The organism is Acetobacter sp. DsW_54 (assembly GCF_002153575.1).
Classification (GTDB): Bacteria; Pseudomonadota; Alphaproteobacteria; order Acetobacterales; family Acetobacteraceae; genus Acetobacter; species Acetobacter fabarum.
This window is the reverse complement of the sequence record NZ_JOPD01000007.1, coordinates 66,252-86,760: the sequence shown is the minus strand read 5'-3', so window position 1 is coordinate 86,760 and position 20,509 is coordinate 66,252. Positions and strand designations below refer to the sequence as shown.

19 protein-coding genes and 1 tRNA gene are annotated in these 20,509 nt (G+C 60.3%); 8 read left to right on the top strand and 12 right to left on the bottom strand.

The genetic code is table 11. The features are described 5' to 3' along the window. Positions 1-235 precede the first annotated feature (235 nt). A tRNA-Leu gene (locus tag HK20_RS04480) sits at positions 236-321 on the bottom strand. A 74-nt stretch (positions 322-395) separates the two neighbouring features. On the opposite strand from HK20_RS04480, the gene lipB reads away from it, so the two are divergent. Beyond that, positions 396-1,106 (top strand): lipoyl(octanoyl) transferase LipB, encoded by a 711-nt coding sequence (lipB, locus tag HK20_RS04475; protein WP_086645887.1) that lies wholly within the window; start codon positions 396-398, stop codon positions 1,104-1,106. On the opposite strand, the gene HK20_RS04470 is transcribed toward lipB, so the two are convergent. Together HK20_RS04470 and HK20_RS04465 are read right to left on the bottom strand one after the other, a co-directional pair. Next, complete coding sequence (locus HK20_RS04470) at positions 1,084-1,641, bottom strand: hypothetical protein (protein ID WP_086645886.1); 558 nt, start codon at positions 1,639-1,641, stop codon at positions 1,084-1,086. The genes lipB and HK20_RS04470 overlap by 23 nt on opposite strands. Beyond that, on the bottom strand, positions 1,638-1,976 hold the full coding sequence (locus tag HK20_RS04465) for a BolA family transcriptional regulator (RefSeq protein ID WP_086645885.1): 339 nt from the start codon (positions 1,974-1,976) through the stop codon (positions 1,638-1,640). Before HK20_RS04465 ends, HK20_RS04470 begins: the two co-directional genes overlap by 4 nt. Before the next feature lie 51 nt (positions 1,977-2,027). Between HK20_RS04465 and HK20_RS04460 the strand changes: the two genes are divergently transcribed. The 3 genes from HK20_RS04460 (at position 2,028) to cobT (ending at position 5,654) form a co-directional block, all read left to right on the top strand. Beyond that, positions 2,028-2,639 (top strand): J domain-containing protein, encoded by a 612-nt coding sequence (locus HK20_RS04460; RefSeq protein WP_086645884.1) that lies wholly within the window; start codon positions 2,028-2,030, stop codon positions 2,637-2,639. 66 nt (positions 2,640-2,705) lie between these two features. Next, positions 2,706-3,713: an AAA family ATPase gene (locus HK20_RS04455; protein WP_086645883.1), complete on the top strand. Its 1,008-nt coding sequence runs from the start codon at positions 2,706-2,708 to the stop codon at positions 3,711-3,713. A gap of 30 nt (positions 3,714-3,743) precedes the next feature. Continuing rightward, positions 3,744-5,654, top strand: coding sequence for a cobaltochelatase subunit CobT (cobT, locus tag HK20_RS04450; protein ID WP_086645882.1), 1,911 nt, complete (start codon positions 3,744-3,746; stop codon positions 5,652-5,654). On the opposite strand, the gene HK20_RS04445 is transcribed toward cobT, so the two are convergent. Continuing rightward, entirely contained in the window at positions 5,651-7,126 is a 1,476-nt protein-coding gene (locus tag HK20_RS04445; protein ID WP_198943880.1) for a pyridoxal-dependent decarboxylase, read from the bottom strand. The two genes, cobT and HK20_RS04445, sit on opposite strands and share 4 nt — an antisense overlap. 51 nt (positions 7,127-7,177) lie before the next feature. After that, positions 7,178-8,158 (bottom strand): bile acid:sodium symporter family protein, encoded by a 981-nt coding sequence (locus HK20_RS04440; RefSeq protein WP_086645880.1) that lies wholly within the window; start codon positions 8,156-8,158, stop codon positions 7,178-7,180. 65 nt (positions 8,159-8,223) lie between these two features. Between HK20_RS04440 and HK20_RS04435 the strand changes: the two genes are divergently transcribed. Next, entirely contained in the window at positions 8,224-9,150 is a 927-nt protein-coding gene (locus tag HK20_RS04435; RefSeq protein ID WP_198943879.1) for a hypothetical protein, read from the top strand. 65 nt (positions 9,151-9,215) lie between these two features. Here the strand turns inward: HK20_RS04435 and mfd are convergent, their stop codons facing one another. Beyond that, entirely contained in the window at positions 9,216-12,692 is a 3,477-nt protein-coding gene (gene mfd / locus HK20_RS04430) for a transcription-repair coupling factor (RefSeq protein ID WP_086645879.1), read from the bottom strand. Between the two features lie 50 nt (positions 12,693-12,742). Continuing rightward, complete coding sequence (locus HK20_RS04425; protein ID WP_086645878.1) at positions 12,743-13,072, bottom strand: succinate dehydrogenase assembly factor 2; 330 nt, start codon at positions 13,070-13,072, stop codon at positions 12,743-12,745. A 68-nt stretch (positions 13,073-13,140) separates the two neighbouring features. On the opposite strand from HK20_RS04425, the gene recG reads away from it, so the two are divergent. Continuing rightward, on the top strand, positions 13,141-15,288 hold the full coding sequence (gene recG / locus HK20_RS04420; RefSeq protein WP_086645877.1) for an ATP-dependent DNA helicase RecG: 2,148 nt from the start codon (positions 13,141-13,143) through the stop codon (positions 15,286-15,288). Positions 15,289-15,330: 42 nt separating this feature from the next. Here recG and HK20_RS04415 read toward each other — a convergent pair whose 3' ends face one another. The 5 genes from HK20_RS04415 to HK20_RS04395 all read right to left on the bottom strand — a co-directional run bounded on the left by HK20_RS04415 (position 15,331) and on the right by HK20_RS04395 (position 18,487). After that, positions 15,331-15,939, bottom strand: a complete 609-nt coding sequence (locus HK20_RS04415) for a thiamine phosphate synthase (RefSeq protein ID WP_086645876.1) — start codon at positions 15,937-15,939, stop codon at positions 15,331-15,333. Beyond that, a complete protein-coding gene (locus tag HK20_RS04410; protein ID WP_086645875.1) occupies positions 15,936-16,712 on the bottom strand; it encodes a thiazole synthase in 777 nt (258 codons plus the stop codon). The genes HK20_RS04415 and HK20_RS04410 overlap by 4 nt, the downstream gene beginning before the upstream one ends. 5 nt (positions 16,713-16,717) lie before the next feature. After that, positions 16,718-16,915: a sulfur carrier protein ThiS gene (gene thiS / locus HK20_RS04405; RefSeq protein WP_086645874.1), complete on the bottom strand. Its 198-nt coding sequence runs from the start codon at positions 16,913-16,915 to the stop codon at positions 16,718-16,720. 20 nt (positions 16,916-16,935) lie between these two features. Then, positions 16,936-17,904 carry a glycine oxidase ThiO gene (thiO, locus tag HK20_RS04400; RefSeq protein WP_086645873.1) on the bottom strand — a complete coding sequence of 323 codons (969 nt, stop codon included), beginning with the start codon at positions 17,902-17,904 and terminating at the stop codon, positions 16,936-16,938. A gap of 106 nt (positions 17,905-18,010) precedes the next feature. Further along, a complete protein-coding gene (locus HK20_RS04395) occupies positions 18,011-18,487 on the bottom strand; it encodes a DUF3429 domain-containing protein (protein ID WP_086645872.1) in 477 nt (158 codons plus the stop codon). 180 nt (positions 18,488-18,667) lie between these two features. Here HK20_RS04395 and eno point away from each other — a divergent pair, with 180 nt between their 5' ends. Further along, the gene (gene eno, locus HK20_RS04390; protein WP_086645871.1) at positions 18,668-19,948 is read left to right on the top strand and encodes a phosphopyruvate hydratase; all 1,281 of its coding nucleotides are present in this window, start codon (positions 18,668-18,670) and stop codon (positions 19,946-19,948) included. A gap of 177 nt (positions 19,949-20,125) precedes the next feature. Further along, complete coding sequence (locus HK20_RS04385) at positions 20,126-20,455, top strand: septum formation initiator family protein (RefSeq protein ID WP_086645870.1); 330 nt, start codon at positions 20,126-20,128, stop codon at positions 20,453-20,455. Positions 20,456-20,509: the final 54 nt, after the last annotated feature.

Genomic DNA, 20,509 nt, shown 5'->3' with positions numbered 1-20,509 from the left:
AGATCAAGGCGGCCGACAGTGCTAGCTGACATTGTGCCTTGTATCCGTGGCCGATTGCATAGTCTTTTTTACATAATCACAACCATGCTTCTACACCGCAACAGACCGCAAAAGAACGGCGTGAATATGACAACTTCCGCCTAATTTGCAGAAAAAACGCGTGCAAACGAAAAAAAACGGCTCAAGGCGTTAGCCTTTTGCCGTCCATAACATAACATTTTGTCATGAAAGAAAATGGTGCGGTCGAGAAGACTCGAACTTCCACGAGGTTTCCCCCACAAGCACCTCAAGCTTGCGCGTCTACCATTCCGCCACGACCGCACGTGACAAACGGTATCAAAAAAAGCGATACCGTGTGTTAGGAAGCCCTATAACCGAACCATAAGCAGGCGGCAATGACCAAAGAACAAATTTTATGGGAAATAAGCAAAAAACTGGTGCCTTACCCTGCGGCCCTGAGCAGAATGGAACAGATTGCCAAAGACATAAGGGCGGGAGAGGCCGCCGAGCGCGTATGGCTGCTTGAACACCCCCCCCTGTACACATCCGGCACATCTGCCAAGGCGGAGGACCTGTTCAACCCTGCGGGATACCCCACCTACCATGCTGGCCGGGGCGGACAGTGGACCTACCACGGGCCGGGCCAACGCACGGCCTACGTCATGCTTGACCTGCAACGCCCCCATGGCAACACCCCCGCGCGCGACCTGCGGGCCTATGTGCAGGCGCTGGAAGCGTGGATTATTACCGCACTCGCCAGTTTTGGCCTGCGTGGAGAAGTGCGGGAAGGCCGGGTGGGCGTGTGGGTTACCAACCCGCAGACAGGGGGAGAAGAAAAAATTGCGGCCATAGGTGTCCGTGTCTCCCGCTGGGTAAGCTGGCATGGCGTAGCCATTAATCTGGCCCCTGCCCTGCCTGACTTTGAGGGCATTGTACCTTGCGGGATTCGGGAATACGGCGTGACCAGTTTTGAAAAACTGGGCATCAAAGTCAGCATGCAGGAGCTGGACCTTGCTCTGGCAGCGGCGTGGCACACCGTATTTGGCAGCACGCCATCTGCCCTGACACCTGTTGAGGTGGCACCTAGTCCAGTCGAATTTGCGTAAGCTTGCGCTGCGCGTCCAGAATGCGCACGTCATACAGGCTTAAAGCGCCCTGTTCGTCCCTGAACCGGAGCGTGATCAACCCCTGCGAGGGATTATCCGCTCTGGTCAGAGAAATCTGGACAAGGCCACGCTGCTGCTGAACGTCGGAAACCATAACCGGGCCAGACAGGCGCACCGGGTTGCTCAACAACATTCCCAACGCACTATGCCCCAGCCCGATATGAGTGACCGACCCATTAGCTGCATCCGTAAACACGGCTGAGCGCTCGGATGCCTTGAGTTCCATCTCATGCGGGGTGGTAAAGCGCATGTCCAGGTAACCGGGGCGGTAGGTGATCAGCCCGCTGCCACTGGCACCATTGGGCCATATTTGCGTAAACGGCGCATCCTGCAGGTTAACCGTGCGGAAATATGCCTCCACCCGGTTGACCGTGGCGTTTTGTGGCCCTCCCCCCACCTGCTGCGTTGCACAGGCGGCAAGCACGAGTGGCGCAAGGGCAAACAGGGAACGACGGCTAAAGACCCCCTTGCTCATACAGTTGCCTCTTCTTCCGCCGGGGTGCGCAGGGTTAGCGCCAGTGCGTGCAGGCCATCGGCCAGTTCGGGGGCCAACAGGTCATGCACCTTGCGTGAGCGTGCAACGCGACTCATGCCTTCAAACACAGGTGAGACAATATAAAGGCGGAAGTGCGTTTCCGTCGCACCGGCATTGGGGCCGCGCGTCTGCTCCACATGGTGGGCATGGCGGTGGCTTTCGTCCTGTATGTCCAATCTGGTCGGAAAAAGCGCTGTTTCCAGCACTTTGCGCACCCGCACGGCGCGCGTGGCACCCGATATGGAGGATGATGTTGGGCCTGAAAGACTGGTCATATGGCAACTCACCTCTTGCGACCAAAGCATTTGCAACGCAAATAACGATGAATGATGAAGCGAAGGAACACCCGTCCCCGCGCGTTTGATCCTGATCCCAACGCGCCGCAGCGCTGCTGCGACATGCCGGACTGCACAAGCCCGGCAGGATACCGCGCGCCCCGCTCCCGCGATAGTCTGAACCAGTATTATTGGTTCTGTCTGGAGCATGTGCGTGAATACAATGCACGATGGGACTATTACAAAGGCATGTCTCCCGGCCAGATAGAAGCACATCTGCGGGCCGATATAAGCTGGGACCGGCCAACATGGACGTTTGGCCAGGGTCCGGGCCAGAGCAAACGCACCATGCCGAACGAAGAAGATATTCTGGACCCGCTGGACATACTGGGCCAGAACCGCCGCGCCCGCGCCGACCGGGCCCGCGCACAGGCCGAGCCACGGATTCCTGCCCATCTGCGCGAACCACTCGCCGTTCTGGGGCTGGACTGGCCGGTTACGCTGGCAAATGCCAAAACGCATTACCGCGCCCTTGCCCGCAAACATCACCCTGATACCAATCAGGGGGACCTTGCGGCTGAGGAACGTCTGAAAAAGATCAACGTTGCCTTTACTATTGTGAAGGCACATCTGCAGACGGAAGAACTCGAAAAAGCAGGCTGATCATGTATCCTGCTCCGGTATGCCCGCCGGTTTTGTTTTGAACCCCTTACGATCAGACGGATAATCATGACGGATTCCAGCCCCCAGACAGCAGCTCTTGATCTTCCGCCCATTTCGGCGGTTTCCGTACCGGATACGGAAGTCAGCGTCCGTGAGGTATTCGGGATCGATTCCGACCTGAAGGTTCCCGCCTTCTCCCTGCGTACCGAGCATGTCCCCCCGATTGATACGGCCTACCTGTTTGACCACGATACAACGCTGGCCATTCTGGCAGGCTTTGCCTTTAACCGCCGCGTTATGGTGCAGGGCTTCCATGGTACGGGCAAATCCTCCCATGTGGAGCAGATTGCAGCGCGCCTGAACTGGCCGTGCATCCGCATCAATCTGGACAGCCACGTTTCGCGCATAGATCTGGTGGGCAAGGATGCCATTGTGGTCAAGGATGGCCAGCAGGTCACCGAGTTCCAGGAAGGGCTGCTGCCATGGTGCCTGCAACGCCCCTGCGCACTGGTGTTTGATGAATACGATGCCGGGCGGCCGGATGTCATGTTCGTTATCCAGCGTATTCTGGAAGTCGAGGGCAAATTGACCCTGCTTGACCAGAACCGCGTCATTACTCCCAACCCGTGGTTCCGCCTGTTTGCCACGGCCAACACCGTGGGGCTGGGTGATACTACTGGCCTGTACCATGGCACCCAGCAGATCAATCAGGGGCAGATGGACCGCTGGAACATTGTGACCTCGCTCAACTACCTGCCCCATGCGCAGGAAGTCGGCATTGTCTGCTCCCGTCTGGGCATTGCGGCAGACGACAAGGCCGAGCGTGAAAAAATTGGCAATATGGTGGCTCTGGCCGGGCTGACGCGCGCAGGGTTCATGGCGGGGGATCTGTCCACCGTCATGTCCCCCCGTTCGGTTATCGCGTGGGCAGAAAATGACCTTATTTTCAAGGATCTGGCCTTTGCCTTCCGCGTAACATTCCTCAACAAGTGTGACGAGGCCGAGCGCGGCATGGTGGCGGAATATTACCAGCGTTGTTTTAACAGCAGCCCCCTGCCCAAGCGCCCTGCCTGACAGAAATAATCTACACAGACAGGGGGCGTTATGGCTGATCAGGCAAACAACACGGGCAACCCGTCCATCCGCCTCTCCCGCGAGGAGGCGGAAAAACGGGCCGATGCCTTTAAACAGGCAACCGAGGCAACGCTACGCGCCCTCGGCGGGCGGAAGGAGACCAATGTCTCCTTCCATAGCGGCAACATGCCCATGGCCCCGATCAGTCTGGGGGAGAAAATTCGCCTCTCCTCCCCCTCCCTCAACTTGAATGAGGAAGAAGCACAGCGCCTGCGTGGTGCGGCAGACGCACAGGCCCTGCGGCTGAAACACCACGATTTTGACCTGCACGCCGCCCGCCGCCCGGCAGACACTATTGCCCGCGAAGTGTATGACGCACTGGAGCAGGCCCGTGTGGAAGCCGTAGGGGCCCGCCACATGAAAGGCGTTGCCGCCAACCTGCGCCACAGGCTGGAGCAGGAAATCCGCGCCGCTGGTCTGGATCATATGACCGATGCCGCCCAGCTTTCCCCCGTTGTAGGGCTGGAACTTCTGGCGCGTGAAAAGCTGACAGGCGAACCCCTGCCCGAATCAGCCCGTGCCATTATGGAGCAGTGGAAGCAGAGCCTGCCCGAAGATGCACTGGCCGCACTGGATACGCTGGCCGCTGACCAGGACAGCCAGAAAGCTTACTCCCGCGCGGCCCGCAAACTGCTGGCCGCCTGCGCGTTAACCGATGACGACTCCCTCTCTGATCAGGAGGAAGAAGACGAAAACTCGGGCAATGCGCCAGACACCAACGAGGATGAAAGCGAACAGCCTCCCCCCGAGCAGGAGGACGAAACCTCGGGCGCGGCACCGGATATGTCCGATGCGGTGTCCGAACCCCAGCTTATGGCGGGCAGTGCGGATGCAGCCGACAACACCCCAGAGGTAGAGCAGGAATCCGGCTCTGCCGAAGGCACGGGGGATGCCGCAGGACCGGGCAACCGTAAAGAGATAGAACCGGGCCAGACCGCCAAAGGCTACCACGCCTACACAACCAGTTTTGATGAAGAAATTCTGGCCGAAAACCTGTGCGACCCCGAGGAACTCTCCCGCCTGCGGCACCAGCTAGACCTGCAATTAGCCACGCTGCACGGGGTTGTCTCTCGTCTGGCCAACCGGCTCCAGCGCCGCCTTATGGCGCAACAGACCCGCTCTTGGTCGTTTGATCTAGAGGAGGGCATGCTGGATGCAGGCAGGCTGTCGCGCATTGTGGTCAATCCACGCCTGTCTCTTTCCTACAAGCAGGAAAAAGATACGGAGTTCCGCGATACAGTGGTCACGCTGCTGATCGACAATTCCGGCTCCATGCGCGGTCGCCCCATTTCCGTTGCCGCATCCTGCGGGGATATTCTGGCACGCACGCTTGAACGCTGCGGAGTAAAAGTGGAAATTCTGGGCTTTACCACCCGTGCTTGGAAAGGCGGGCAAAGCCGCGAACTCTGGGTACAGAACAACAAGCCCGAAAACCCCGGCCGCCTGAACGACCTGCGCCACATTGTTTACAAGGGTGCGGACACACCGTGGCGGCGCGCACGCACCAATCTGGGCCTGATGCTGCGTGAAGGGCTGCTGAAGGAAAACATAGACGGCGAGGCCCTGCTCTGGGCATGGCGACGTATTAAAAGCCGGCCCGAGGCCCGCAAGATTCTTATGGTGATCTCGGACGGCGCTCCGGTGGATGACAGCACACTGTCCGTCAACCCGGCCTCCTATCTGGAGGACCACTTGCGCGAGGTGATCGGCATGATTGAAAACCGCAGCCCGGTGGAACTGAGCGCCATAGGTATTGGCCATGACGTAACCCGCTATTACCAGCGGGCCGTTACCATTACCGATGCGGAGGAACTGGGCGGAACCATGCTCCAGTCCCTTTCCGCCCTGTTTGATGAAAAGCGGATGCGCAAGCGGGCTTAAGCCTGCGGCGCACCCGCCAGTTCTTTCATCATCTTCGCATGCGCCAGACGCACTTCCGTAAAGGAGTGTACGGCGTCAAGCAGAATAGCAATGTCTGCCTTGGTCGTGCGGTGGTTAACCAGTGCCACACGAATAGCCAGCACACCCCCGATCCGGGTGGTGGAGGGCGCGACTACACCGCTCAGTTGCAGGTCCTTGACCAGTTCCCCATTCAAACGGTCAAGGTCCTCCACATCAGGTGCCGCCACACGGAAACACACAACATTCAGCGTTACAGGAGCCAGCAGTTGCAGCTGGGCAGTGGCCTGCACCTGCCGTGCCAGTTCCTGCGCCAGTGCACAGGACTGGGTTACTACCTGCCCCAGCTTTTGGGTACCAAACCCTGCCAGCGCAAACCAGACCTTGAGTGCCCGAAACCCGCGTGAGAGATCCGGCCCCAGATCACAAAACCATGGGGCACCTGCAGCAAGCCCCCTATCCTCGCGTGAGAGATATGCGAGGGATTGCGCAAAAGCTGCCGCCTGCCTGCCCGGCTCACGCACCAGCACGCAGCCTGCATCGTATGGAACCTGTGCCCATTTATGAAAATCAAAGGCCAGACTATCGGCCCGTTCCAGACCAGCAAGCAAAGGGGCCAGGTCAGGTGCAAGCTTGGCCAGCGCACCAAAAGCCCCATCCACATGGAACCAGAGCCCCTCCCGCGCAGCCAGATCGGCCAGTGCATTCAGCGGGTCAATGCTGCCCGTGTCCACCGTTCCTGCCGTACCAACGACCAGAAACGGCTCAAACCCGGCGGCCCTGTCCTGCGCAATCATGCGCTCAAGGGCTGCCATATCCATACGGAATGCGCTGTCCATTGGCACACGGCGCAAGGCCTGCTCGCCCAGTCCTGCCATGTCAAACGCACGGGCTACGCAACCATGTGCGCTCTCACCCGCATAACCCACCAGCCTGCGGCCACCAACACCCTGCTGCCGCAGGTCCTGCCCTCCGCTCACATTGCGGGTGGCGGTCAGGATGGCAATAAAGTTGGCCATGGAGGAGCCGGTTACCAGCAGCCCCGTGGCTTCGGGGGAAAAACCGAACATTTCCGCGGCCCAGCGGATAACCATCCGCTCGACTTCTACAGGTGCGTGGTCACGCCCGCCCAGATTGGCGTTTAGCCCTGCGGCCAGCATATCCGCCAGCATACCCTGTGCGGTGCCCCCCCCATGCACCCAGCCCATAAAGCGTGGGTGCCGGTTGCCCACGGCATAGGGCTGCACGGTTTGTGTGAACTGCTGGTACAGTGCCCCCAGTTCCTGCCCACTGGCAGGGAGCGGGGCATCCCTGAACCCCTCGCGCACAGAAACAGGCATAGGTTGCCAGACGGGGCCTTGCGAGACATGGCGGATATTTTCCAGCATATCATCCAGCATCTGGTGCCCCTGAGCTTTCAGTTCTTCCCAGTCTTCAGGATCCAGACCCGCCACAACCTTGCTCTCCTCTTGCATAATATCAACAAATGCGCCCTTGCCAGACTGCTACGCTGGCGTTGTGGATGCATGATCGTGCTCCTGACTGAGCCGGGCAAACCTGCGGGCCAGCACGGCACAGACAAAAAGCTGAATCTGGTGATACAGCATGAGCGGCAGAACAATAACCCCCACGGAGGCAGGCGGGAACAGAACGTTGGCCATGGGCACACCAGATGCCAACGTTTTTTTGGAGCCGCAGAACACCACGGCAATTTCGTCCTTCAGGGGCAGGCCAATCAGGCGGCCACCAAAAATGGTCAGGCCCAACACGCTGAACAGCAGAACTGAATCCGCAATGGCAATCATGCCCAGCTCGGCCATGGGCAGGCGGTGCCATAGCCCCTGCATGACTGCATCGCTAAAAGCCGCATAAACAACGACCAGAACCGAACCCCGGTCGGAAAAAGACAGGATTTTCTTGTTCCGGTGCGCCCATGCCCCAAGCCATGGCTGCAACACCTGCCCCAGAACAAACGGGAGCAGCAGCTGGTAAACAATATCCAGCGGGTTACCTGTGGCCTGGCCGTGCTGGCTCAGCACCAGCCCCACCAGCACGGGGGTAATAAAAATACCAAACACGTTGGACGCCGTGGCCGCACACACGGCGGCAGGCACGTTACCCCCGGCGATGGAGGTAAACGCAATGGAAGACTGTACCGTGGACGGCAGGCAGCACAGGAACAGCACACCCATCCATATATCCGGCTGCAACAGACCGGGGAACAGGGCATGTGCCGCCAGCCCCAAAAGCGGAAACAGGACAAACGTGCAGCTCAGGATAAGCAGGTGCAGCTTCCATGCCACCATACCATCCAGCACGGCCTTGCGTGACAGGCGCGCACCTTGCAAAAAAAACATGAGCGCAATCAGCCCGACAGACAGCCAGTGAAAAACCGGCACCGCGGCCCCATGGCACGGCACAAGCGTTGCCAGCAGAACAGAGGCCAGCAGCCCCAGCAAAAAGGGGTCAATTTTCAAAAAGCGCACGGTTGGGGCTCTTCCATGATAATCTTGTTGCCTGCAATTTTTACTTACGGCACCTTCATGATGAAATGAAGCAGAACTCTCCTTTTTCCCTCCATCTTCTCGGGGTCGTGAGTCTTTGCACCATCGCCACCGCAGAAACCGCCCTAGCCGCCCCTCCCACCGCATGCGCAACCGTAAGCGCCAGCGCGGAGGAAGACACACCCAAAGGCCTGATTTACCATGACCTGAGCGTACGCGCCCCCAGCGGCACAACCAGCCTGCATGTTAAAAAACTGGTCTTTACCGGTCAGGCATCCAGCCCGGAAGCCACGCAGGATCTGGCGCAGGCAGCATCCCTGCTGCTGGTTTCCGCCATGACCGGGCACCACAATGCAGCTTGCACCCAGTGGCTTATGGAACAGGGCAGACTGGTGACCAGCAGCCTCCAGTCCGGCGGGCATTATGACCTGACATGGAACAACGCCACGGTTGAACAGGGTGCGGCACACGTCAACGCCACAATGGCGCACTACCAGATTCAGGGTGCAGCCACCCCGCGGACCAGTGCCGCAACCCTGAGCATGAGCGGGTTATCCTTCCACAACGTGCTTAACCAGCAACTGCTGCCCACTGCGGCCCATGCGGCGTTTTCGCTCCCCACATCGGAACTGCCGGCACTTATGAGCGCCATAGGCGGGCGGAGTACCGCAGCCCCCGCCGTGCACGCCACCATAAGCAGCTTTGAAGCATCCGAAGGCACGGTCAAGCTCCAGGGGCATGGTCAGGCCACGCTAACAGGGGATGTTGCAGCCACATCCGCCTCCGGACATCTGGAAATTTCCAATCTGGAGGAACTGATAGAAAAAGCCCGCGCTGTACATCAGATGAAACTGGCCGCAGGCCTTGTGCTGGGCAGGCTGGTCAGCCACCGCGCGGGCGAGCAGAATACGTGGGACACCACATGGGAAGGTGGCGTTCTTACAGTTAACGGTTTTCCCCTACCCATCAAATAACCACATCCTCCGCACGGGCTATTCCGTGCGGAGGGCACTGGGCACTCAACTGGTGGGGTGTTCCGTCAGGCCATTTCACGCTCACACAGATTGGCAAGTTCGCGCAGCACCTTACGGGCAAGGTCAATCCGCTGCACGTTGGTCAATTCCCGCACAACAGCCATTTTATGGTCTGGCCGCAGGCGGACCACCCCATCTTTCCAGCGGCCCATCCACTGCACAAGGCCACCGGGGTTGGCAAAGCTGTTGTTGCGGAACTGGAGCACCATACCCTTGGGGCCTGCCTCCACCCGCTCCACGCCCGCCTGCCTGCAAAGTCTTTTAAGATCAACAATATCGAGCAGGTTTTTAACTTCCTCGGGAACCGTGCCAAAACGGTCCACCAGTTCTGCCTCCATAGCCTCCAGCTCAGCATCAGACGCCAGAGCACTGATTCTACGGTAAAGTCCCAGACGCACTGGCAGGTCAGGCACATATGCATCGGGGATAAGAACGGGCAGCCCCATAACAATATTGGGGGTCCAGTCCCGGTCATTTTCCGTACTCCGCCCCTTGTCGCTACGCAGGTCGGCTACGGCGTCTTCCAGCATCTGCTGGTACAACTCAATGCCCACCTCACGCACATGGCCGGACTGCTGGTCCCCCAGCAGGTTGCCCGCACCACGCAGGTCCAGATCGTGCGAGGCCAGCGTAAAGCCAGCGCCCAGTGTGTCGAGCGTCTGCATGACCTCAAGCCGCTTTTCCGCCGAAGCGGACAATGTGTGTGTCTGCGGCCATGTGAGGTACGCGTAGCCACGCTGCTTGCCACGCCCCACGCGCCCACGGAGCTGGTAAAGCTGGCCAAGGCCGAACATATCGGCCCGGTGGATGATCAACGTGTTAACCGCAGGCATATCCAGCCCACTTTCCACAATATTGGTGGAGAGCAGGATGTCGTATTGACCATCGGAGAACTCGGTCATCACCCGTTCCAGCTCCGTGGGAGACAGGCGGCCGTGGGCCTGTACCAGCCGGGCATCGGGCACAATGCTGCTCAGGCGTTCAGCCAACTGGTCCAGGTCTTCAATTCTGGGGGCTACGCAAAAAATCTGCCCGCCGCGGAAGCGCTCACGCTGAATGGCCTCGCGGATTACCACGCTGTCAAACGGCATAATGAAGGTCCGCACGGCAAGGCGGTCCGTAGGCGGCGTTGCAATAAGGCTCATCTCCCGCACACCGGAGAGCGAGAGCTGGAGTGTGCGGGGCAAAGGTGTGGCGGAGAGGGTGAGCACATGCACATCCTCGCGCAGGGCCTTCAGCTTTTCCTTATGCGAGACGCCAAAATGCTGCTCTTCATCAATAATCAGCAGTTCGAGGACTGCGAACTTGATTGTCTTGGCCAGCAGGGCATGGGTGCCGATCACCACATTCACGCTACCATCGGCCAGCCCTTTGCGGACCTCCGTGGCTTCCTTGCCTGTTACCATGCGTGAAAGCTGGGCCACCTTGATGGGGAAGCCCTCAAAACGCGCGGCAAAAGTACGGTAGTGCTGGCGGGCCAGCAGGGTGGTGGGCACAACCACGGCCACCTGCCCGCCGGACATGGCGGCAACAAACGCAGCCCGCAGGGCAACCTCGGTTTTGCCAAAGCCCACATCCCCACACACCAGCCGGTCCATGGGGCGGCCGGAGGACATATCCTCCAGCACATCGGTAATGGCGCGGGACTGGTCCTCTGTTTCCACAAAGGGGAAGCGGGCACAGAACTCGTCCCACATTCCTTCGGGCGGGAGCAGTTCAGGCGCCTCCTTGAGCGCGCGGGCTGCTGCGGTGCGAATAAGCTCACCCGCCATATCGCGGATGCGGCTTTTCATCTGCGATTTACGGTTCTGCCAGGCGACCCCGCCCAGACGGTCGAGCGATACCCCGGCCTGATCCGAGCCAAAACGGCTGAGCAGTTCAATATTTTCTACCGGCAGGTAGAGCTTTTCCCCACCATCATACAACAGGCGCAGGCAGTCATGCGGGGCCACGCCTACGCTCACTGTTTCCAGCCCGTCATACCGGCCTATGCCGTAGTCCTGATGAACAATCAGATCCCCCGCAGACAGTTCACTGGCCTCGGCAATCAGTTCATCCGCGCGGCGGCGGCGGCGTGGCGGGCGGCCTATGCGCTCGCCCAGCAGATCCTGCTCGGACACAAACGCCACATCCTCGGCCACAAACCCGCGTTCCAACCCAAGGGTCAGCAGCCCTACGGGGCCAGCCTTGGCCTTGCTCGCCTGCTCCCATGTCTCAAACGTATCTGTTGCCACACCGTGTTCACGCAGCAGCACGCCAATCCGCTCGCGCGAGCCTTTGCTCCATGCGGCCACATAGGTCCGGCGTTTAACCTGCGCCCACTCCCGCACCTGCTCACCCAGCAGGGTAAACACCTGCTCGCGCTGCGCACCCGGCACAATCTTGGAGAACATTTTGCCCGGTCTGCCGCCCACATCCATGCCCTCCGCGCCATCAGGCTGCGCATAGGGGCTGAATGCCACGGCAGGCAGGCGGGCAATGGAGGCTTCCCACCCTTTAAGGTCCATGTACAGCAGGTGTGGGGGTAACGGGCGGTAAGGTGTTTCCCCCTCCCGCACAGGCATTTTGCGAGCCTGATAATGGTCGGCAATCATATCCAGCCGGGCGGCCAGAACGTCTTCCACCTGATAGTCGAGCGAGAGTGCGGCACCGGGCAGGTAGTCGAACAGGGTTTCCATCTGCTCATGGAACAGAGGCAGCCAGTGTTCGATTCCGGGGTAGCGCCGTCCGTCGGAAATATGTTCGTACAGGGGGTCGGAAGCCGCGGCGGGGCCAAACGCATCCCGCCAGCCGGTGCGGAACAGGGAGATACTGGCCGCATCGAGCGAAAATTCGGATACCGGGCAGAGCACCAGCCCATCCCGCTTTTCGGTCGAGCGCTGGGTGCCGGGGTCGAAGGCGCGGATGTTCTCCACCTCATCCCCAAACAGATCAAGGCGTACAGGCTCGGGCGCACCTGCGGGGTACAGGTCGAAAATACCGCCGCGTGTTGCAAATTCCCCTGCCTCCATCACCGTATCGGTGCGGGTGTAGCCATTGGCGATCAGCAGTTCGATCAGCAGGGACTGGTCGAGACTTTCCCCCGTGCGGATAGTGAGGGACTGGCCCTTGAAGGTCTTGCGCGGAGCCACGCGCTGGATTGCGCCGTTAACCGTGGTCAGCACAAGGCGCGGTTTACCCCCCGAGGGTTCGAGCAGGCGGGTCAGTGTAGCCACCCGTTCGGCCACGATTGTCGGGTTGGGCGAAACCCGGTCGTATGGCAGGCAGTCCCATGCGGGAAAACGCAGCACGTCCACATCGGCCGCAACAAAAGCCAGCGTTTCGGCAAGCCGCGCCATGGAGGCATCGTTGCGGGCTATGTGCAGCAAAGGCCCCTTATGCTCACGCGCGCGCCGGGCAAGCAAAAGGGCATCGTACCCCTCCGGCACGCCCCAAATAGTGGCAATCCGACGGTCTGGTGCTGCACCTGTGTCTGCTGTCATAGGCCCTGTTTCTCTTGTCCTGCCTGCTCTTCCCTTATGGAAAGAAAATTTTATTTTCCGCACCTTGCGCGGCATGCCTCAACCATGCGCCGCAACATGGGGGTTGCTTTTTCCTCCGGCAAGGGCAGACGGCCAAACAGCCAGTCGGTCAGGTCGGGGTCGGGCATTTCGAGTATGGATTCCATATCCGCCAGTTCTGCGGCGTTCAGGCTATCCGCTGTATCCTCCACAAAGCCACCGATCAGAATATCGGTCTCAAACGTGCCGCGATGGTTGGCACGGAACTTGAGCCGCCGGCGGCGGGCCGCCAGAGGTTCTTCCTCCCCGGCAGGTGCATTGGAGGGAAGCGTGTGCGAAGACGTTGTAAAATTGTGTTGCATGGCGTTGCTGTCCTATACCGGGGCTGTTCCTGTCTGTCAGCCTGCAAACAGAGGCCTGTATACCGTCCGTGTCCAGCCCCCCATCCTTCACATCCGCTTCGGTTCCGCAATGGGCAAACGTGCCTGCCCTGCAGGCCCTGACCGCCCCGCTTGACAGCCTGAGCGGCGTTAATGTCGCCCGCTCGCGGCTTTTGGCCAGAATTGCCGGTGGGTCGCGGGTCACGGACCTGCTGTTCTGCCTGCCCGAAAGTGTAACGGACAGGCGGCTGCGCCCATCTGTGGCACAACTCAGGGCTGACACAATTGCAACAGTTTGCGGCACGGTGCAGGACCTGCGCGCCCCTGCCCCGCGCACCCGCCAGCCGTGGCGGGCCACGCTCTCGGACGGGACCGGGCTGCTGGAAATTGCTTTTTTCTCCCCATGGCAGGCCAAACAGGCCACCACCGGAGCGGAGATTGCCGTATCGGGCAAAATCGAACGGTTTGGTGAGCGGCTGTGCATGACCTCGCCCGACTACCTGCTTCCCGCCCGCCAGATTGAACGCGTCCCCCTGCTGGACCCGGTCTGGCCGCTGACTGCGGGCCTGTTTGCCGGGCAGGTCCGCCAGGCCATGACCACAGCGCTGGCCCTGCTCCCCCCGGACCTGCCCGAATGGCATGACCCAGCCCTGATCGCACAAAAAAACTGGCCCGATTTTGTCACCGCTCTCACATGGATGCACAGGCCAGACAGTATTCCCGACAGCCACACAGGCACCAACTGGCAGGCAGAGCGCTCCCGCGCACAGACCCGTCTGGCCTGTGACGAACTCCTGGCCGACCAGCTTGCCATGCGCATTGCCCAGCAGGCCACCCGTAGCCGCCCCGGCCGTAGCATGCAGGGCAATGGGCACCTGCAACAGCAGGCTCTTGCCGCCTTTGGGCACCCACTCACACACGGGCAGGCGCATGTACTGCGCCAGATAGAGGCCGATATGGCCGCCCCCCACCGCATGAGCAGGCTCCTGCAAGGTGATGTGGGGGCAGGCAAAACACTGGTTGCCCTGCTGGCCATGCTCCGGGCGGTGGAGGCTGGCGCGCAGGCCGCCATTATGGCTCCGACCGAAATTCTGGCCCGCCAGCATGCTGCAACTTTTACGCGCCTGTCCCCCGTGCCGGTTGCGTTTTTATGCAGTTCGGTCAAAGGCAAGGCCCGCAAGCAGGCTCTGGCAGATATGGCGGATGGCACTGCCAAGCTGGTGGTCGGCACCCATGCACTGGTGCAGGAGAGCGTAAAATTTGCAGATCTCGGGCTGGCCGTAGTGGATGAGCAGCACCGCTTTGGCGTGGACCAACGCCTGACACTGGTAGAAAAAGGCCACAAGGCGGATATGCTGGTCATGACCGCAACCCCCATACCACGCACCCTGCTGCTCACCCAGTTTGGGGATATGCAGGTCAGCCGTCTGGAGGGGAAACCATCTGGCCGCAAGCCTATCCGCACCTCCCTGCACAGCCTGAACACCATGGACGATGTGCTGGACGGCATTAGCCGCGCCCTTGATGCCGGGGCACAGATATTCTGGGTCTGCCCGCTTGTGTCCGAGAGCGAAGCGCTCGACATTGCGGCAGCCGAAGCTCGGCAGGCCGCTCTGATCGACCGGTTTGGTGATCTGGTGGGCATCGCCCACGGGCGGCAGGACACAAACACGCGCGAACAAGCCTTGCAGGATTTTGCCAATGGCCGCACCCGTATTCTGGTCGCCACAACCGTAATCGAAGTCGGGGTGGATGTGCCCAGTGCAACCATCATGGTCATTGAGCATGCTGAACGCTTTGGCCTTGCCCAGCTCCACCAGTTGCGCGGGCGCGTGGGCCGGGGGGCCAAGGCCTCTTACTGCCTGATGCTGCATGATGCCGGGCTGGGGCAGACAGCCCGCCGCAGGCTGGCCTGCCTGCGCGAGACGGAAGATGGCTTTTTGATCGCGGATGAGGACTTTCGCCTACGTGGCGGGGGGGAAGCGACAGGCCGCAGGCAGTCGGGCCTACCCGAATACCGCATGGCCCCGGAAATTCTGGTTGACCTGCTGCTCGACACCGCCCACGCCGAAGCCCAGCGTATTCTGCCTGACACAGGAGCCAGACCAACCGGCACCTACCGGCTCCCGGCCTCGGCCCGTGTGCTGCTTACCCTTTTTGGCAAGGCGGATGCCTCCCGCATTTTTAGCGGCGGTTAAGGCGCACCCACCGCGCGAGCAAGCGGTGCGCCACCGCGGGCATCACACGCCTGTGGTGGCCTCCAGCCATGCCCGGACCTGCCCTTCCGGGTCAGCGTGCTGGGTAAAGGCGGATACGGCCGAAACGCAATCTGCCCCGGCGGCAAGGCACACCGGCGCACGCTCCAGCGTTATGCCGCCAATGGCAACCAGTGGCATGGTGCCGATACGCTGCTTCCACTCACGCAGTTTGTCCACACCTTGCGGGCCAAACGCCATTTTTTTGAGCCGGGTTTCCCATATCGGCCCCAGCGCCACATAGTCGGGAGTCAGGCCCAGAGCACGCTCCAGTTCCTCCGGGCAATGCGTGCTTATGCCCACGCGCAGGCCTGCTTTGCGAATAGCCGGCATGTCTGCCGTATCCAGATCTTCCTGCCCCAGATGGATGTAGGAAATTCCCTCCTCCAGCGCGATCTGCCAAAAGTCGTTCAGCACCAGACAAACGTCATGCTCTGCCGCATATGTGCGCGCCAGACGCACCTGTGCGCGCAGTTCCTCCTCCGGCAGGTCCTTGAGCCGTAGCTGAATAAAACGCGCACCCGCAGCGCCAAGGCGCTTGACCCACTGGGCGTGATCCACAACCGGGTAGAACTTCTGTGGTAGTGCGCTCATCCCAAAAATGCCTTTCCTGCAACGGGGGTGGATGGGGCAGCCATATCGCGCGCTTCCATCGGGTCGGCCATACGGGCCAGCATACCGGCCTGCACAGCCAGACCAAAAGCCTGCGCCATGCGCACAGGGTCCCCCGCCTTGGCTACGGCGGTGTTGATCAGCACGGCATCATACCCCAGTTCCAACGCCTGAGCAGCGTGGGAGGGCACACCAATACCTGCATCCACCACCAGCGGCACGAAGGGAAAATGTGCCCGCATGGCCCGCAGGCCAAACAGGTTGTTCAGCCCCTTGCCCGAGCCTATGGGCGCCCCCCACGGCATAAGCACCTCGCACCCTGCGGCCAGCAAACGCTCGGCCACCACAAGGTCTTCCGTGGTGTAAGGGAAAACCTTAAAGCCTTCCTCGTTCAAAATCCGTGCGGCTTCCACCAGCCCGAACACGTCGGGCTGGAGTGTATCGGCCTCACCGATCACCTCAAGCTTGATCCAGTCCGTGCCAAACACCTCGCGCGCCATATGTGCGGTTGTTACGGCCTCCTTGACCGTGTGGCACCCTGCCGTGTTGGGCAGAACGGGCACACCCAGCTCATGCACCAAAGACCAGAACGCCTGCCCGGCCCGCTCCCCCGCGGACTCGCGGCGCAGGGATACGGTCAACACCCCCGGACGCGCGGCCAGAACGGCATCGCGCAGGATTTCGGGGGATGGGTACTGCGCTGTGCCCAGCATAAGGGCGGAGGAGAGTGCCTGCCCGTAAAATAACGCCGTCATGCTTTTTACCCCCCCTGCATGGGGGCGACAATTTCCACCCGCGCACCGGCTGCGAGTGCTGCACGCTCGCGCTCGGTTTTTGGCACAAACTGCCCATTCAGCGCGGTGGCAATCCGCGCCCCGGCGTATCCCAGCTCATCAATCAGCCCTGCCAGGGTTGTGGCGGACACGTCCTGTGCCTCGTCATTGACGGTTATTTTCATCGGGCATTACTCCTTGGGGTTTAGGACCCAAAAACCAGATCTGCGGCCTCCCGTGCCCGAGCGGGGGAGAGCAGAAAACCATGGCGGTACATGCCATTAACATAAATATGCTGCCCCTGCCGCACCACACGGGGCATGTTATCGGGGTAGGATGGGCGCAGGCCTGTTCCCATTTCCAGAATTTCCGCTTCGGCAAAGCCGGGGTGCAGGGTCCATGCGGAATTGAGCAGCTCCATCATGGAGCGTACGGTCATGCCGCCTGCATTCTCGCTTTCCACCATGGTCGCACCGACCATGAACACATGGTTATCACGCGGCACAATGTAAACCGGAATACGCGGGTGCAGCATGCGTACGGGCCGGTGCAGAATAACATCCGGGCAATGGAGCAGCAGCATTTCGCCACGAACACCGCGCAGGTGGTCGAGCTGATCCCTTACCCTCAGACCCGTGCAGTCCACCACCCAGTCAAACCCGGCCTCATCCGGGGCTGGCTCGGGGGCCACCAGAACCTGCCCTCCCATCTGCTCCAGCGCATGGGCCAGTGCAGGCAGGGCCTTGCGTGGGTCCACATGCCCTTCATCCGCAAAAAACAGGCCTTTTTGAAAACGCCCGGCAAGGTCCGGCTCCAGCCGTGCAATGTCAGCCTCACCCACGGTTTCGTAGTGCGAGGTACGCCGCCCGAAGCGGGCCAGTTCACCCACATCACGCGCGGGGGCCAGCACCAGACTGCCCTGCCGCACAACACCGGGAACATGGGTTGCCCACCAGTCCACCGAATCGACCGACTGGGCAGTAACTTCCGCCGGGGCCGATTCCGCCTCACACCATGGGGCCAGCATGCCGCCCGCCATCCACGATGCACCAGCCCCTACCCGCTCCGCGCAGTCATACAGGGTTACAACCCCGCCACGCTCCGCGAGTGTTACGGCGGCGGTCAGCCCCGCCACACCAGCACCTTTTACCAGAATGCGCGGTTTGCCGTTCATAAGCCCTGCTTTCCACTTCCTGACTGATATGCGCGCCTTAATGCGATACCTGCGTGTTATAACATACCCCGCGTAACTTTTAGCGCACCGGTCCAGCGTCTGCCATTCACAAAAAACGAACCAGCAGCACCATAAGCAGACAACACTCCGTAACCGCCGTTACAATCCAGCGCACACCCATATAACCCGGCGGCACCCAGCCGCGCCGCCATGCCGCGCGCTCGGCCACGGCAACAAGCGCGAATGCAACTATCAACACGGCAATCCCGCCCAATGGTTGCCACATAAACCCCGTGCAGGCTGCAACCCAGCCCAGCAGGGCGGGCACAACACCCGCCAGCAGACGCACATGGTCCGTGCGTGAAGCAGATGCCACAATAATGGTGCGTTCCATCTCCAGCGCCTGCCCCCAGTGCACTGCACCAATAAAGGAAAGGGAGATGGCCCCGTAAAACAGTTCGGCCATGAGCAGGTTGGGCACGGGAATGCGGGAATCGTAAAACACTATGGCGCATGTGCATAAGACATAGGGCACAACCCCTGCCAGCATCAGAACCACACCCAGAAACGGAAGCTTCTTCATAGGGGAACAGACACCCTTTTCTCTGTATTTTCTTGTTCTCAGTGTTGACAGAAAAGCCCAAGACGCTGCCACTAGCAACCGCGTGGGGGAAAAGCTCCATGCAGGTTGCGTCATAGATCAAGAATAAGAAACGACGGCACCGGCCCCAGCCAGTGCCACTGACAAGCAGGAACAAACACCATGAGCGCCATTGTTGACATTATCGCCCGTGAAATTCTGGATAGCCGTGGCAACCCCACCGTGGAAGTGGACGTGGAACTGGCATCCGGTGCCAAAGGCCGCGCGGCTGTTCCCTCTGGCGCGTCAACCGGCGCACATGAAGCCGTGGAACTGCGCGATGGTGATGCACGGCGCTATGGTGGCAAAGGCGTGCTCCGCGCCATTGAAAACATTGAGAGCGAAATCCTGCCCACCTTGCAGGGTGCAGAATCCTCTGACCAGATCGACATCGACAACGCCATGATTGATCTGGATGGCACACCCAACAAAAGCCGCATGGGGGCCAACGCCATTCTGGGTGTCTCACTCGCTGTGGCCAAGGCAACGGCGGCAGAGCAGGAAGTGCCCCTGTACCGCTATGTTGGCGGGTCTTTTGCCCACATCCTGCCTGTTCCCATGATGAACATTGTCAACGGTGGCCAGCACGCGGACAACCCGATCGACATTCAGGAATTCATGATCCAGCCCGTGGGTGCGCCAACCGTTGCGGACGCCATTCGCTGGGGGTCTGAAATTTTTGCCCAGCTCAAAAAAGCGCTGAGCGCTGCCGGCCTGAACACCAATGTTGGTGATGAAGGTGGCTTTGCCCCGGCCCTTAAATCTGCTGATGAGGCACTGGGCTTTATTACCCGCGCCGTGGAAGCCGCAGGCTACCGCCCCGGGCAGGACGTAACCTTTGCACTGGACTGCGCCAGCACGGAATTCTTCAAAAACGGCCAGTACGTCATGGAAGGCGAAGGCAAGAGCCTCGATTCCGCAGGCATGGCCGCTTATCTGGAAGATCTGGTAAACCGCTACCCGATTGTTTCCATTGAAGACGGCATGGCCGAAGATGACTGGGAAGGCTGGGCACTGCTGACGCAAACACTGGGCAAAAAAGTGCAGCTCGTCGGCGATGACCTGTTTGTAACCAACCCCGAACGCCTCAGCCGCGGGATCAAGGCTGGCATTGCCAACTCCCTGCTGGTCAAGGTCAACCAGATTGGCACACTGACCGAAACCCTTCAGGCTGTGGAAATGGCTCACCGGGCCGGCTACACCGCCGTTATGAGCCACCGCTCGGGTGAGACGGAAGATTCCACCATTGCCGACCTGGCCGTTGCAACCAACTGCGGGCAGATCAAAACCGGCTCGCTCTCCCGCTCCGACCGGACGGCCAAATACAACCAGCTCATCCGTATTGAGCAGGAACTGGTTACAGCCGCCCAGTATGCAGGCCGTACGATCCTTAAAAACAGCTAAAAACTGTGGCGCGGGCAGCCTGTTCTGCCCCTGTGCCACGTCAGATCAGGCCGGTCCCTTGTGGGGCCGGCTTTTTTTGTATGCAACGCCCTTCCCCATCTGGCGTAACATGGGCTACAGATTACTCTGTATTCATGTCTCTTGGTAACCACGACTCTGGCAAGGAGCTGACCAAAAGTGCAGATTGGCCGTTTCTTTCGCCGCGTTGTACGCGCCGTGGTGCCACCTTTGGCGTTTTTAAGCATTGCCGGTTACTTTGGCTGGAACGCCACACAGGGCGACCACGGCATGCAGGCCTACCAGCAGCAGCTTGGCCTGCTTGAACAGGCCAAACAGGCCCGTACAGATGCGCAGGCCGAACAGAACGCATGGAAGCGCCGCGTCAATGGCCTGCGTGAAAACACGCTGGATACAGATATTCTGGATGAACGCGCCCGTGCCATGCTGAACATGGCTAACCGCAATGATGTGGTTATCCCCTACGATCGGCGCGATCCGCTTTTTTAAGCCGACCCAACATATATTCAAGCCGGGTTAACCGGGCGTGAGCCTGTATGCCCG

Coding starts and splice junctions, on each gene's coding strand:
- lipB (WP_086645887.1), top strand. CDS start 396: ATGACCAAAGAACAAATTTTATGGGAAATAAGCAAAAAACTGGTGCCT.
- HK20_RS04470 (WP_086645886.1), bottom strand. CDS start 1,641: ATGAGCAAGGGGGTCTTTAGCCGTCGTTCCCTGTTTGCCCTTGCGCCA.
- HK20_RS04465 (WP_086645885.1), bottom strand. CDS start 1,976: ATGACCAGTCTTTCAGGCCCAACATCATCCTCCATATCGGGTGCCACG.
- HK20_RS04460 (WP_086645884.1), top strand. CDS start 2,028: ATGATGAAGCGAAGGAACACCCGTCCCCGCGCGTTTGATCCTGATCCC.
- HK20_RS04455 (WP_086645883.1), top strand. CDS start 2,706: ATGACGGATTCCAGCCCCCAGACAGCAGCTCTTGATCTTCCGCCCATT.
- cobT (WP_086645882.1), top strand. CDS start 3,744: ATGGCTGATCAGGCAAACAACACGGGCAACCCGTCCATCCGCCTCTCC.
- HK20_RS04435 (WP_198943879.1), top strand. CDS start 8,224: ATGAAGCAGAACTCTCCTTTTTCCCTCCATCTTCTCGGGGTCGTGAGT.
- mfd (WP_086645879.1), bottom strand. CDS start 12,692: ATGACAGCAGACACAGGTGCAGCACCAGACCGTCGGATTGCCACTATT.
- HK20_RS04425 (WP_086645878.1), bottom strand. CDS start 13,072: ATGCAACACAATTTTACAACGTCTTCGCACACGCTTCCCTCCAATGCA.
- HK20_RS04415 (WP_086645876.1), bottom strand. CDS start 15,939: ATGAGCGCACTACCACAGAAGTTCTACCCGGTTGTGGATCACGCCCAG.
- HK20_RS04410 (WP_086645875.1), bottom strand. CDS start 16,712: ATGACGGCGTTATTTTACGGGCAGGCACTCTCCTCCGCCCTTATGCTG.
- thiS (WP_086645874.1), bottom strand. CDS start 16,915: ATGAAAATAACCGTCAATGACGAGGCACAGGACGTGTCCGCCACAACC.
- thiO (WP_086645873.1), bottom strand. CDS start 17,904: ATGAACGGCAAACCGCGCATTCTGGTAAAAGGTGCTGGTGTGGCGGGG.
- HK20_RS04395 (WP_086645872.1), bottom strand. CDS start 18,487: ATGAAGAAGCTTCCGTTTCTGGGTGTGGTTCTGATGCTGGCAGGGGTT.
- eno (WP_086645871.1), top strand. CDS start 18,668: ATGAGCGCCATTGTTGACATTATCGCCCGTGAAATTCTGGATAGCCGT.